15 protein-coding genes and 1 tRNA gene are annotated in these 12,665 nt (G+C 66.1%); 10 read left to right on the plus strand and 6 right to left on the minus strand.

Translation table 11 applies throughout. From position 1 onward, the window contains the following. Positions 1-195: 195 nt before the first annotated feature. The 9 genes from HY699_23565 (at position 196) to HY699_23605 (ending at position 8,267) form a co-directional block, all read left to right on the plus strand. Positions 196-405, plus strand: coding sequence for a DNA-directed RNA polymerase subunit omega (locus HY699_23565; GenBank protein MBI4518784.1), 210 nt, complete (start codon positions 196-198; stop codon positions 403-405). A gap of 64 nt (positions 406-469) precedes the next feature. Further along, positions 470-1,597 carry a molecular chaperone DnaJ gene (gene dnaJ / locus HY699_23570; protein MBI4518785.1) on the plus strand — a complete coding sequence of 376 codons (1,128 nt, stop codon included), beginning with the start codon at positions 470-472 and terminating at the stop codon, positions 1,595-1,597. A gap of 2 nt (positions 1,598-1,599) precedes the next feature. Beyond that, positions 1,600-1,908 carry a MerR family transcriptional regulator gene (locus HY699_23575; GenBank protein ID MBI4518786.1) on the plus strand — a complete coding sequence of 103 codons (309 nt, stop codon included), beginning with the start codon at positions 1,600-1,602 and terminating at the stop codon, positions 1,906-1,908. 84 nt (positions 1,909-1,992) lie between these two features. Next, positions 1,993-2,946 (plus strand): RNA polymerase factor sigma-32, encoded by a 954-nt coding sequence (locus HY699_23580; protein ID MBI4518787.1) that lies wholly within the window; start codon positions 1,993-1,995, stop codon positions 2,944-2,946. A gap of 120 nt (positions 2,947-3,066) precedes the next feature. Further along, a complete protein-coding gene (locus tag HY699_23585) occupies positions 3,067-4,716 on the plus strand; it encodes an acetolactate synthase (protein ID MBI4518788.1) in 1,650 nt (549 codons plus the stop codon). Positions 4,717-4,757: 41 nt separating this feature from the next. Then, positions 4,758-5,498 (plus strand): competence/damage-inducible protein A, encoded by a 741-nt coding sequence (locus tag HY699_23590; GenBank protein MBI4518789.1) that lies wholly within the window; start codon positions 4,758-4,760, stop codon positions 5,496-5,498. Positions 5,499-5,531: 33 nt separating this feature from the next. Next, positions 5,532-5,873, plus strand: a complete 342-nt coding sequence (locus HY699_23595) for a hypothetical protein (GenBank protein MBI4518790.1) — start codon at positions 5,532-5,534, stop codon at positions 5,871-5,873. A gap of 135 nt (positions 5,874-6,008) precedes the next feature. Further along, positions 6,009-6,608, plus strand: coding sequence for a hypothetical protein (locus tag HY699_23600; protein ID MBI4518791.1), 600 nt, complete (start codon positions 6,009-6,011; stop codon positions 6,606-6,608). Positions 6,609-6,725: 117 nt separating this feature from the next. Further along, positions 6,726-8,267, plus strand: coding sequence for a glycosyltransferase family 39 protein (locus HY699_23605; GenBank protein ID MBI4518792.1), 1,542 nt, complete (start codon positions 6,726-6,728; stop codon positions 8,265-8,267). Between the two features lie 34 nt (positions 8,268-8,301). Here HY699_23605 and HY699_23610 read toward each other — a convergent pair whose 3' ends face one another. Continuing rightward, positions 8,302-9,285 carry an acyl-CoA/acyl-ACP dehydrogenase gene (locus HY699_23610; GenBank protein MBI4518793.1) on the minus strand — a complete coding sequence of 328 codons (984 nt, stop codon included), beginning with the start codon at positions 9,283-9,285 and terminating at the stop codon, positions 8,302-8,304. Positions 9,286-9,293: 8 nt separating this feature from the next. Continuing rightward, the gene (locus HY699_23615) at positions 9,294-10,481 is read right to left on the minus strand and encodes an acyl-CoA dehydrogenase family protein (GenBank protein MBI4518794.1); all 1,188 of its coding nucleotides are present in this window, start codon (positions 10,479-10,481) and stop codon (positions 9,294-9,296) included. A gap of 385 nt (positions 10,482-10,866) precedes the next feature. Here HY699_23615 and HY699_23620 point away from each other — a divergent pair. Next, a tRNA-Lys gene (locus HY699_23620) sits at positions 10,867-10,940 on the plus strand. 494 nt (positions 10,941-11,434) lie between these two features. Here the strand turns inward: HY699_23620 and HY699_23625 are convergent. The 4 genes from HY699_23625 to HY699_23640 all read right to left on the minus strand — a co-directional run. Further along, positions 11,435-11,920 (minus strand): hypothetical protein, encoded by a 486-nt coding sequence (locus HY699_23625; protein ID MBI4518795.1) that lies wholly within the window; start codon positions 11,918-11,920, stop codon positions 11,435-11,437. Between the two features lie 2 nt (positions 11,921-11,922). Further along, positions 11,923-12,201, minus strand: a complete 279-nt coding sequence (locus tag HY699_23630; GenBank protein MBI4518796.1) for a hypothetical protein — start codon at positions 12,199-12,201, stop codon at positions 11,923-11,925. Further along, a complete protein-coding gene (locus HY699_23635) occupies positions 12,198-12,395 on the minus strand; it encodes a hypothetical protein (GenBank protein ID MBI4518797.1) in 198 nt (65 codons plus the stop codon). Before HY699_23635 ends, HY699_23630 begins: the two co-directional genes overlap by 4 nt. Continuing rightward, on the minus strand, positions 12,392-12,665 hold a 274-nt coding region (locus tag HY699_23640), incomplete at its 5' end, for a hypothetical protein (protein MBI4518798.1). The genes HY699_23640 and HY699_23635, both read right to left, overlap by 4 nt.

Consider the following 12,665-nt stretch of genomic DNA (forward strand, 5'->3'; position numbering starts at 1 on the left):
GACAAATTGCGTCCCTTTCGGCCATGGGCCTCGGCCTGACAGTACACAGTACTGTCAGACTGGTGAGGATTTGCCCGGTCGGCTGCACGTTACCCACAGATTTGTCGCACACCCGCCGGGGAGGGCGCGCGCGAGTGATTTGCATTAGACGGCGATTGGGGTAAGCTCCCGCCCGCACAAGGAGAAACTGTTACTATGGCACGGATCACCGTCGAAGATTGTCTGGACAAGATCCCCAATCGCTTTCAGCTCGTTCTGTTGAGTGCTCGCCGCGCCAAGCAGTTACTCAAGGGCGCCCGCCCTTTGGTGGAAACCGACAACAAGGAAGTGGTGACGGCTTTGCGTGAAGTGGCCAGCGGCAAGGTCGGCATGCGTTATCCCGAAGACGAGGAAGCCGGCGACTGAATGGACAAACGCGCCCCCGCGGCCGTCGCCGCGGCGGTTTGATCTTACGTTCTGCGGCGCTGTCATGGCGGCCGAACAGTCGGAAGACTTTTACGCCATTCTCGGGGTGCCGCGCTCGGCTACGGCCGACGACGTCAAGAAAGCCTACCGCAAGCTGGCGCGCAAACATCACCCCGATCTCAACCCCGGCAACAAGCAAGCCGAAGAGCGCTTCAAGCAGATCTCGCGGGCGCACGACGTCTTGTCGGACCCCGAGCAGCGTAAGCTCTACGACGAGTTCGGCTCAGTCGGGCTACATGCTGGGTTCGACGCGGCGCGGGCACGTAAGTACGCTGGCGCGGCCGACTTCGGTGATAGCGGCGGCCGGGGCGGCTTCGGGCGCTATGCCCGGTTCGAGGATATCTTCGGTGAGATCTTCGGCGAGCCCAGTCAGCCCGGCGGCCCGGCCCGTGGCCGCGATCTCGAGTCGGAGATCGCGATCGCGATGCTCGATGCCATCCGCGGTCTGGCGACCACCATCGACCTCCAGCCTGCCGAAGCCTGTGCCACCTGCGCCGGCTCGGGTCAGCAACGCGGCGCCGGCGCTAGCACCTGCCCGGAATGCGGCGGGCGGGGACAAGTTCGTACCGGTCACGGGCCGATCGCTATGCTCCGCACTTGCCCGCGCTGTGCCGGCGCCGGCCAGATCGGGATGGCGGCCTGTGCGGCATGCAGTGGGCGCGGGCAGACGCTGCGCAACGAGCGCCTGGCGGTGCGCATCCCCGCCGGTGTGGACGACGGCTCGCGCGTGCGCGTGGCCGGCAAAGGCGGGGCTGGTCTCGCCGGCGGGCCGCCGGGAGATTTGTTCCTCGTGGTGCGAATCAAGCCTCACCCTCTGCTGGAGCGCCGCGGCCACGACCTTTACTTGGAGGTGCCGGTGACGGTGCGCGAGGCAGCGCTCGGGGCCACGATCACGGTGCCGACACCAGATGGCGAGCTACGGGTGAAAGTGCCTCCAGGAAGTCAGAGCGGACGGCAACTGCGGTTGCGCGGTCACGGCGTGCCGGTGCTCGGCAGCGGCGGGCGCGGCGACCTCTATCTGCGGCTGATGGTGCAGGTGCCGCCGGCGGAGCAGGCCGAGCGGGTGCAAGCGGCGCTCGATGCCATCGAGGGCGCCTATCAATCCAAACCGCGCGCCGAACTGCGCTTTTGATCATGGCTACCCACTACCTCAAAATGGCCGAAGTGTTGGAACGACTCGCCGTCGACGCCCAATACGTGCACACCCTCGAAGCTGAAGGCCTGATTCATCCCAAGCGCACGCTCGAAGAGGAGATCGTGCTCTCTAGCGAAGACGCCGACCGCATCCGGGTGGTGCGCATCCTCACCGAGGAGCTGGACGTCAACCTCTGCGGCGTCGAGGTCATACTTCACATGCGCGAGGAGATGGTCGCGATGCAGCGGCAGTTCGATGAAATCCTGGCGGCCGTGGTCAGCGAGCTGCGCGAGCGCCTCAAGCGCTGAAGCGGGGGCGCGCTAGCGCCTGCTGGCCACGCTTGCCACAGTGGGCCAAAGTCGTTACTTTTCACACCAGTTTGTCTCATCGCCATGGCCGACGAGCACCCCAAAGCGGACGACGATCAGTTGAAGGAGATACCGGCAAGTGAGCCGCCGGCCATCGAGGAGGACACCGAGGACACCGCGGTCGTCAGCTACGACCCGTTACAGCGCTATCTGGCCGAAATCCGCCGCTACCCGCTGCTCTCGCGCGAAGAAGAGTACCGCTTGGCGGTCGAGTACCAGCAGACCGGCAACGTTGAGACCGCCTACCGGCTGGTGACGGCCAACTTGCGGCTGGTGGTGCTCATCGCTCGCGAGTACCAGCGCGCCTTTCGCCAGATCATCGACCTCATCCAAGAAGGCAACATCGGCCTGATGGAAGCGGTGAAGAAGTTCGACCCCTACCGTGGCATCCGCTTTCCTTCGTACGCGGCCTGGTGGATTCGTGCCTACATCATTCGCTACGTCATGAACAACTGGCGGCTGGTGAAGATCGGCACCACCCAAGCCCAGCGCAAGTTGTTCTTCAACTTGCAAAAGGAAAGGCAGCGGCTGGAGGCCGAGGGTTTCACCCCGGGTCCGAAGCTGCTGGCCCAGCGCCTCGAGGTCAAAGAGAGCGAAGTCGTCGAAATGGAGCAGCGGCTGGCGGCCCGCGAGCTGTCGGTGGATACGCCGATGGGCGACGACAGCACCATGACCATGCTCGACCTCTTGCCCAGCGCCGAAGCCACCACCGAGGAGCAGTTCGCCGATGCTGAATACCAGCGGCGTCTGCGCCAGAAAATCCAGCAGTTCGGTACCACGCTGAAAGGCAAGGAGAAGGTAATCTTCGATGCCCGCCTGCTCGCCGAGGATCCGCTCACCTTGCAGGACATCGGCAGCCAGTACGGCATCAGCCGCGAGCGCGTGCGCCAACTCGAGGCGCGGCTGAAGAAGAAACTCAAGCGCTATCTCGAAAGCGAGTTCGAGGATCTCAGAGATTCCAGCGTCGAGATCGGCTGAGCGCAACCGCCGCCGGCACCAAGCCTGGCCGTGCGCTCGCCGGCATCCTTGCCCGTCCTATTCCCGCATCGTATAGTGCCGCCGCTTGACCAAGCGCTGGCGGCGGAAGAGGTGTTCGACATGACTGCAATGCACGGTGGCCGCGTGGTGGCCAAGGCCCTCAAGGCCGAGGGGGTATCGTTCGTCTTCACGTTGTGCGGCGGGCACGTGATGTCGATTTACGATGGCTGTGTCGATGAAGGCATCGGCGTGATCGACGTACGCCACGAGCAAACCGCGGCACACGCCGCCGACGGCTGGGCCAGGGTTACCGGGCAGCCGGGGGTCGCCATCGTAACCGCCGGCCCCGGTCTGACCGACGCGGTGACCGGTGTCGCCAGTGCCCACCGCGCCAACGTGCCGATGGTGATTTTCGGCGGCCAGGGCCCGCGCCCGTTCGCTGACATGGGTTCGCTCCAGGACATGAACCACGTCGAGCTGATGCGGCCGATCACCAAGTGGGCGGTGGCGGTGCCCGAGGGACGGCGCTTGGCCGAGTACGTGGCCACAGCATTTCGCATCGCGACCACCGGCCTGCCGGGGCCGGTATTCCTCGAAATGCCGATCGATCAGTTGTTCAACGTTTACGAAGAAGACAAGCTGGTGTTCCCCAAGAGCTACCGCACCGAGGCCGGCATCGCCGGCGACCCGCGCTACATCGAGCGCGCCTTCGAGCTGCTCAAGCGGGCGCAGCGGCCGGTGGCGTTGGTGGGAACGCAGCTGCGCTGGTCGCGCCGGCGCGAGGCTTATCATCCCTTCGTCGAGAGCTTCGGACTGCCGGTGTACGTCAACGGCCTCGGCCGGGGTTCGCTGCCACCCGACCATCCGAACTTCTTCTCGCAGACGCGCAAGGACGCGCTCAAGCAGGCCGACGTGGTGCTGATATTCGGCACCCCGCTGGATTTCCGCCTGGGTTACGGCCGCGAGAGCCACTTCAGCGCCGAAGCCAAGCTGATCCAAGTCGATCTCGACGGCGGTGAAATCGGGCGCAATCGTGCGATTGAGGTCGGCATCATCGGCGACACCGGCATCGTCATGGAACAGCTCTCCACCCTGGCGCGCGCCGAGGGGTTCTCCGCGGCGTTGGTGAAGCCCTGGCTCGACCAAATGCGCGCACTCGAGCGGCAGAAGTGGGCAAGCATGGGCGCCGAGCTGAACTCCGAGGCCACACCGATCAACCCGCTGCGTGCCTGCAAGGAGATCGCCGACTGTCTCGGGCCGGAGGCGATCGCCGTCGGCGACGGCGGGGATTTCGTCGCCACCGCCGCCTCGGTACTACGCATTCACCAGCAAGGCCATTGGCTCGACCCTGGACCGCTGGGCACGCTTGGGGTCGGCCCCGGCTACGCCATGGCCGCCAAGCTGGCCAAGCCCCGCAGCCCGGTGGTGATCATTTACGGCGACGGCTCTTTCGGGCTCCACGCGATGGAATTTGAGGCCATGGTGCGCCAGAAGATCAACGTGGTCGGGATCATCGGCAACGACGGCGCCTGGCAGCAAATCCGCCGCGGCCAGGTGCAGCTCTACGGCGAGGAGCGCGCGGTGGCCACCAAATTGGGAGAGGTCCGCTACGACCAAGTCGTCGCCGCCCTCGGCGGGCACGCCGAATACGTCGAGCGCCCCGCCGACATCCGCCCGGCCTTGCAGCGGGCGCTGGCGGCCGGCAAGCCGGCCTTGGTGAATATCAAGATCGGCAGCAGTGATTTTCGCAAGAACGCGGTGTCGATCTAACAGCCAGGGCTCCAGGAGGCGGTCGGGGAAACGATGCGTGGATGAATGCGACGCGCGACACCACTGCTGCCATCATCGTCATCGGCAATGAAATCTTGTCGGGCAAGGTGGTCGACACCAACTCGGCCTATCTCGCCGCCGAGCTGCGCGGCCTCGGGGTCGCGCTGCAGCGCATCGTGGTGATTCCGGACGAGGTCGCGGTGATTGCCAACACGGTGCGCGACTGCCACAGCGCTCACGACCTGGTGTTCACCTCTGGCGGTGTTGGCCCGACACACGACGACGTGACCATCGCCGGCGTGGCGCAGGGGCTCGGGCGCGCGGTCGTGCGTAACCCGATGCTTGAACAACAGCTGCGCGAGCTGTTCGGCGACAAGATCAACGAGGCCCGGCTCAAGCTCTGTGAGACCCCCGAGGGCGCCGAGCTGGTATTCGGTGGCCACGCCAACTTTCCCGCGCTGCGCTGCGAGAACGTCTACATCCTGCCGGGGATTCCGGAACTCTTGCGCGACAAGTTCGAGGCCATCAAACAACGCTTCGCGACCGCGCCCTACCATCTGCGCGTGGTCTACACGCGCACCTACGAGAGCACGATCGCCGCTTCGCTGACGCAGACGCTGGCGGCCTTTCCCGAGTTGCAGCTGGGCTCGTATCCGAAGTTGAATCACCCGGAGTATCAAGTGCGCGTGACACTGGAGTCGAAAGACCGTGATTACGTCGACCGGGCACTCGATCATCTGATGAAATTGCTGCCGCCGGAGGCGGTGGTGCGGACGGAATAAGTGTGGTGAGTAAAGGGAGCAAGGAGGTGTGTGATGAGGTGCAAGATCGTAGCCGCGATGCTGTTGGCGAGCCTGCTGCTGGCGGGACGGGCGAGTGCAGCCAAGCTGGAGGCCGGCGGTGAGAACTACGGCCAGGACGCCGCTTACGGCTCATTGGCGGTCCTGAGCAACCTGCTGTACATGCCGTTCAAGGTGGTCTACGCCACCTTGGGCGGAATGACCGGCGGCTTGGCCTACGTGCTCACGGTTGGCAACCTCGAAGTTGCCGAAGCCGTGTGGAGCCCGTCGCTGGGCGGCACCTACGTGGTGACCCCGGCGATGCTGCACGGCGAAGAAGAGTTCCTGTTCAGCGGTCCCAGCCGCGACAGCAAGTGAGCCGAGTGCCGTCAGCCGAGCGTTGACCGTCAACGAGGAGGCGCCGCCGCGGGGGTACCGCCGGCGGCGGTGCCTGAGCTAGACTCCGATGTACTACTTTGGACTGCGGGCAAAGCCCGCGCTGAGGAGGGTGCGATGAACAACAAGGTGATCCTGGGCGCCGTCGGTGTCGTGGTGGTGCTGGCGGTCGGATTCGCGGGCTACCGTTACATGCAGATTCAAGCGGCTGCCAAGAAGTGGGCGGGTCCGCACAAGGAGATCGTCGAAGAAAAGATCACCAAGGAAGGCCAGGTGACGACCACCCGCTTCGTGTCGATCGTCGACGCGCCGCTGGCGGCAGTGGAGAAAGCGTTGGGCGAACCCGAGCGCAGTCAGGAGAGCATCGAGAACATCACTCTCTCCAAACTGCTCAAGAGCGAGGGTAACAAGAAGGTCGTCGAGATGAACCTGCGCGCCCTCAATCTGCCGTTGCAGTACTACACCATGGAATTCACCATGTACCCCGACCAGCATCGCATCACCTTCAAGACGGTGGAGTCGCAGGCGCAGGATATCGAGGGCGAGTACAAGCTGGAAGGTTCACCGGACGGCACGCGCACGCGCATCGAGTACAGCTCGAAGTCGCGCGACAAGATCGCCGTGCCGCTTCCGCAATCGGTCATCGACGGCGCCAATCGCGAGACCTTCGTCAACACCATTCGCGGTTTGAAGAAGAGCATCAAGGCGGGCGGGTGAGGGCCTGAGCAAGGAACTGCCGAGGCATCGTGGTTCTGCCCGTCTTCACGCCGGCGTCCTTACGAGCAATGATCGAGCGCGTTTGACACGCCGGCCTGGGGTGACTACTTGGCCGCCATGGCTGAAAGCCGGGCAGGCGATCCCTCTCGACCACTGGAGCGCACCGCCCTTGCCGTTCTTCTGTGCCTGGCGGCCGGCAAGCTGCTGATTCACCTTCTCACCAACGGCAATTACGGCTACTTTCGCGACGAGCTGTACTACATCGCGTGCAGCGATCGCCTCGCCTGGGGCTACGTCGATCATCCGCCGCTGTCGATCGGCATCCTGGCGGCAACGCGTGCATTGCTCGGTAACTCGATCTTCGCCATCCGGTTGCCCGTGGTCCTTACCGGCGCGCTCTGCGTCATTCTCACCGGCCTGCTGGCGCGCCGCCTCGGCGGCGGTCGCTACGCTCAGGGGCTCGCGGCCTTGGCCTACTTGACCACGGCGATCTCTCTGACCATGTCGAGCTTCTTCTCGATGAACGCCTTCGACCTGCTTTTTTGGCTGGCGTGCACGCACATCGTCGTGCGGCTGGTGGAGAGCGGCAACCCGCGCTGGTGGCTGCTGCTGGGCGTGGTTGCCGGGCTGGGCCTGCTCAACAAGTACAGCGTCGCCTTCGGGGTCTTCGGCCTGCTGGTGGGCATGGCGCTGACGCCGAGCCGCCGCCTATTGCTGAGCGGCCGGCTGCCGGCCGGCGGGGCGCTGGCCGCGTTGATATTTCTGCCGCACCTGGCGTGGGAAGTCGCCAACGGGCTGCCGACGGCGGAGTTCATTCGTAACGCGACCGCGCACAAGATCGTGGCAATGTCACCCGCGGCCTTCTTCGGCGCGCAGGTCATCGAGAACAATCCGTTCACTACCCCGCTGTGGCTGGCCGGCCTCGGGTATCTTCTGTTTGCGCCGGCCATGCGGAAGTTCCGGCCGCTAGGTGTGATGTACGTTGTCGTGCTGGTGATATTCCTGCTACAGCGGGCCAAGCCCTACTACCTCTCGCCCGCGTACCCGGCGCTGCTGGCGGGCGGAGCCGTCGCCGCCGAGCAGCTCGGGCGGCGCTGGCTGCGGGTGGCGGTGGTGATCTGGCTCGTCATCGGCGGTGTCATCATCGGGGCGATGGCAATTCCCGTGCTGCCCCCAGCAACTTACATCCGCGTCGCCCGGGCACTCGGCATCGCGGCACCGCAAGAAGAGCGCAGTCACACGGCGGAGATGCCGCAGGTTCTCGCCGACCGCTTCGGCTGGGAGAACCTGACCGCGACCATTGCCCGCGTCTATAACGCGCTGCCGCCGGAGCAGCGTGCGCAAGCGGCGATCGTAACAGGCAACTACGGCGAAGCCGCCGCGGTCGATTTCTTCGGCCCGCGCCACGGCCTGCCGCCGGCACTCAGCGGCCACAACAACTACTGGCTATGGGGGCCTCGCGGCATAACTGGTGAGGTGGTGATTGCGGTCGGCATCCCGAGGGCAGACTTGGAGAAATACTTCGCGGCGGTGGTGCAGGCCGACACCATCGTCTCACCCTACGCTCTGCCCTTCGAGACCAACCTGCCGGTCTTCGTCTGTCATCATCTACAGATGCCGATCGCGGCAGCCTGGCCGCTGCTAAAGCGCTACATGTGAAGCCGGGCCGGAAGGCAGCGCCCGGTAACGCTGCTCAGGGTGCCGCTGCGGTCTTCTCCGCCAGAATCGCCGCCTGCTCGTCGGCAGTGCCGAACAACGATTCGAGCACCCAGGTGCGCTTGAAGTAGTAATGCGCGGGCACCTCCCAGGTGTAGCCCATGCCGCCGTGAAGCTGGATACAGGCGCGGGAGTTCTTCATCGCGGCCTCGGCCGCCACCAGCTTCGCGGTCGCAACGGCGCGTTCCACGTCGCCGACTTCTGGGTGGTCGAGTGTGGCGGCGGCGGCGTAGACGGCGGCGCGCGCCAACTCCTGTCGGGCGAACATGTCGGCCATCATGTGCTTGAGCGCTTGGAACGAGCCGATTGGCCGGCCGAACTGCTCGCGTATCTTCGCGTAGCTAACGGCCACCTCCAGCGTAGCTTCGGCAACGCCGAGCAGCTGCGCGGCAACCAGCGTCGCGCCTTCGAGCCGCAGGCGCCGGGCCGCGTCGGCGCCGGCGATCCGGTCGCCGTCGGGGAGCTGCTCTGCATAGTGCAGCGGCGTCAGCGGATCGAGCGGCGTCGCCACCGGTCGAACCGGCGCCCGCTTGGGATCGAGCCGGGCGACTCCATCGGGCTTCAAGATCAGCAAGACGCCGAGTGCGTCCCGGTGCTCCACCAGGTATGGCGCTGGCGCCGCGCCCGCGAGATCGAGCCCTCCCACAACCACGGCGCCGCTGGCGGCACCGCCCACGAGATCGGCGGCGAGATGGCTCCACACCAACGGCCCGGGCGCCAGGCAGCGCCCGAGCTCTTCGAAGACGAGCACGGCCTCTGCCATCCCCAGCCCCGAGCCCCCGCGCGCTTCCGGCCGCCGCAGGCTGAAGACGCCAAGCTCGGCCAGCTCCTGCCACAACGAGCGATCGAAGCCTCCCTTGGTAGCCAGCTCATGCAGCAAGCTGACAGTTACCCGCGTGCGGCAGAACGAGTGCACGGCGTTGCGCAGCTCTTGCTGTGTTTCGGTTACGCGAAAATCCATCGCCGGCCTCAGCGCTCTTTGGGCAAGCCGAGGATGCGCTCGGCGATGATGTTGCGCTGGATCTGCGAGGTGCCGGCAGCGATGGTGAGACTAATCGACTTGAGCGCCGTCGCTAGAAATCGCTTGCTCGGCAGTCCGCCCACGTCGTCGCGGCTCAAGCCGGCGCGCCCGAGCACGCGCATCGCCAAATCGCCGAGGCGCTGATCCAACTCGCTGTAGAGCAGCTTGACGGCCACGCCGGCAATCCCGGGTACACCGGTCTTGCTACTCTCCGACACGCCCATCTTGACCATGGCCCAGAGCGCGTCGAGTTCCGCTTGCGCGTGCCCGATCTCCTTGCGCAAGGCCGTGTCGTCCCAGGCGCGGGCGTCGTCGCGCGTCACCTGCCGCGCCGCCCGGGCGATGTCGGCGAGAAACTCCTGCTGCGAGTAGATCGCCGCGGCGAAGGCGGTGCCGCGCTCGAAACGCAGCGTGACGTTGGTGACCCGCCAGCCATCGTTCTCCGCGCCCACCCGATCCTCGACCGGGACGCGCACGTCCTCCAAGAACAGCTCGTTGAACTCGCCTTCGCCGACCAACGTCCGCAGTGGCCCGATCTCGATGCCGGGAAGGTTCATCGGCAGGATCAACCAGCTGATGCCCTTGTGCTTCGGCGCCGCGGGGTCGGTACGCACCAGCAGCTCGCAGTAGTCCGCCACTTGCGCGTAGGTAGTCCAGATCTTGTGCCCGTTGACGACGTAGTGATCACCGTCGCGCACGGCGCGCGTCTGCAAGCTCGCCAGGTCGGAGCCCGCCCCGGGCTCCGAGAAGCCCTGACACCACACCTCCTCGCCTTTTAGGATACGCGGGATGTGGCGGGCCTTCTGCTCTGGCGTCCCCTCGGCGATGAGCGTGGGCCCGCCGTGCTTGATGCCGACGAAATTGATCCCGACATACGGCGCCCGGGCGCGGGCGATCTCTTCGAAATAGACGAGCTGCTCGGTCGGCGAAGCGTCGCGGCCGCCGTACTGCTTGGGCCAATCGATGCAGGCGTAGCCGGCCTGGTAGAGCGTGCGCTGCCAGCCCGTGTCGTACGCACGGCGAGCCGGCCAGTCGTGAGGCGGAGGCGGATCGCCGTAGGCGGGTACGGCGTCGTTCAGCCAGCTGCGGAATTCCCCGCGGAACTTCTCGTCAGCTTCCGAGTAACGTAGATCCACCCGACCCTCCTTCCCGCTCAGGCAGGCGCGCGCATTCTGGCCAAGCGGGAGAATAACTGCAAGCCAGCGGCGCGCGGGTACGTCGAATTCGTGGGTAACCGAGCAGATGGCGGTCTTGTCGCTCGCCCGCGATGCTCGCGGGAGAGCGATGGCCCCGCGTCTGCTAAACCACCGCACGGCGCCACAAGCTGCCCGGTGCTGGCGTTAGATTTCATCGGCAGCTTTTGCCCGTCGTTGGCTTGCGTGTTACTCACTCGGGAACTGTGGCTCCAGGGGTTGATGGTTCGAAACCCTTCCCCCACCCTCATCGATTTCCTGCCGGGTCAACACGGCGCCACTTGAGTTGCGGGCGCAGGTGTGGTGAGAGTGCTCGGCAACGTGGCGTGGGCCGCTAGCTCAGATGGCTAGAGCAGCTGACTCTTAATCAGCGGGTCCCGAGTTCGAGTCTCGGGCGGCCCATTCTCTCCCGCCCTTGTGCCACAAGGGTTTGCGCGGTTTCGAGCGGAAAAGGTGTCGCGCCGGCCGTTCGCCGTGTAAGCACTATGTAAGCAGTTGGACGAAAGTCGCGGCCCCGCCGGGTTCACCCGGCCCGGCCGCGCATGACGCTTTGGCGCGCCGTCTCGGGCACCCACGACTTCCCGGCGGGTCGGGTCGGCCGGCCCCCGGCGGCCCGCAGTTCTGCCAGCAAACGTTGCAGTCGTGCGAGCGTTCGATGCGCCCCCCGCCGCTCGGCCTTTGCCGCGGCTGTGTAGTCGCCATGCTTCAGGGCGTTTTGGTTCCCCGCTGGCGCGCCGTTGCCCGCAGCGCCCCCGTGCATGCGGCAGCGCCGCCGGCCGCGCACGCTCGGTGCCCGGCAGGGCGTGCCGGCCCGGGTTCGAGCGCCGCAGCGCGGCGCCGTGCTCGGGTCACCCGATCGGTTGCCGTGCTTCAGGCATGGCTTCGTTGTGCATGGGTTAGTTTGCTTGTTCTTCATCGCTCCCCCCACCCCCCCGGTGGTTCACGGCTCCGACGATCGCTTGCCCGCCGGCTTCGACGGTCACGTGCTCGACGCGCACGGTCTGTTGCCCGCCTTGCCCGCGCAGCCGCGCCAGTGCCTCGGTTTGTGCCGCGAACGTGCGCAGCAGCTTGGTGGCCAGGCTCCCGTACGTCGCCAGCAGGTCCAGCCGGTCGGCCCGGGTCGCCCGGCTCAGCATGGTCATGGCCAGGTTGTGGCAGCCGACCATTTGGACAGCCAGCATGCCCTCGATCTCGCCGCGCGGTTCTATACCCGCCAGCACCGCCAGCGCCGTATCGCATTGCCCGGCCGTGTCGGTGCCCGCGACTGTGCTGGCTGCCTGCTCGGCAAGGTGGACCATGGCGTGGGGGTCGGTCGTGCCCACGGCCGCGGCAAGCCGTGCTGCACCCACCAGCGGCTCCCGCTTCGGTAGTACGCGGCCCATGGCTACAGCTCCCGCACCTCCGGCCAGCGCTGGCGATCGTGCCAGACGTGCACCAGCCGCTTGCAGTTCGCGGGGCAGGGGAAGGCGGCCAGCGTCTCGCGCTCCGCCGGCGCCGGCGCCCGGTTGCTCTTGCACTGCACAAGCACGAAGTCGGTGGCACTCACGCCGATCAAGTCCCAGGCGCCGAGACTGCCCGCGGCACGGGTCACGCAGTACCCGGCGGTTTCGAGGAGCCGGCGCGAACGGTGCTCGTTCCTGGTGCCCTTGCGCTTGGCGTTCATGGTACCCGCTCCCGCAACGCCCGTACCCGGCACCACAGCACGAAACCCCAACCGGCCAGGTCAAGGCACTCATCCTCGATTTCGCCCAGCAGCTCGCCGGGCGGCCGGTGGAAGCTCCGGTCGCCGTAGGTGACGGCGCCCACCTCGAGGCGCTTGGCGACGGCCGCGGCGAAGGTCGGGAAGGTGTCGGTCATTGCAACACCCGTGAGGTCGGAAACGTCGCCTTGACCATCCCGATGGCTTGCAGCTCGGCCACGGTTTTGCCCCGGAGCCGCTCGACTTCGTCGAAGTAGATCACAGGGAGCCCGGCCCGGAGAATCTCGGGATGGTCGGCAAGGGTGTCGTCGTCGGCTACCACCCACACGTCACCGATGGCCGTTCCAACCAACTTGAAGGCCACCAGCTCGCCGGTGTCGGGGTCGAACGTAGTGGAAAAATGTTCGCGGTTACGTTCCGGAATCGAC

This window comes from Deltaproteobacteria bacterium (assembly GCA_016210005.1).
GTDB lineage: Bacteria > Desulfobacterota > Binatia > HRBIN30 > JACQVA1 > JACQVA1.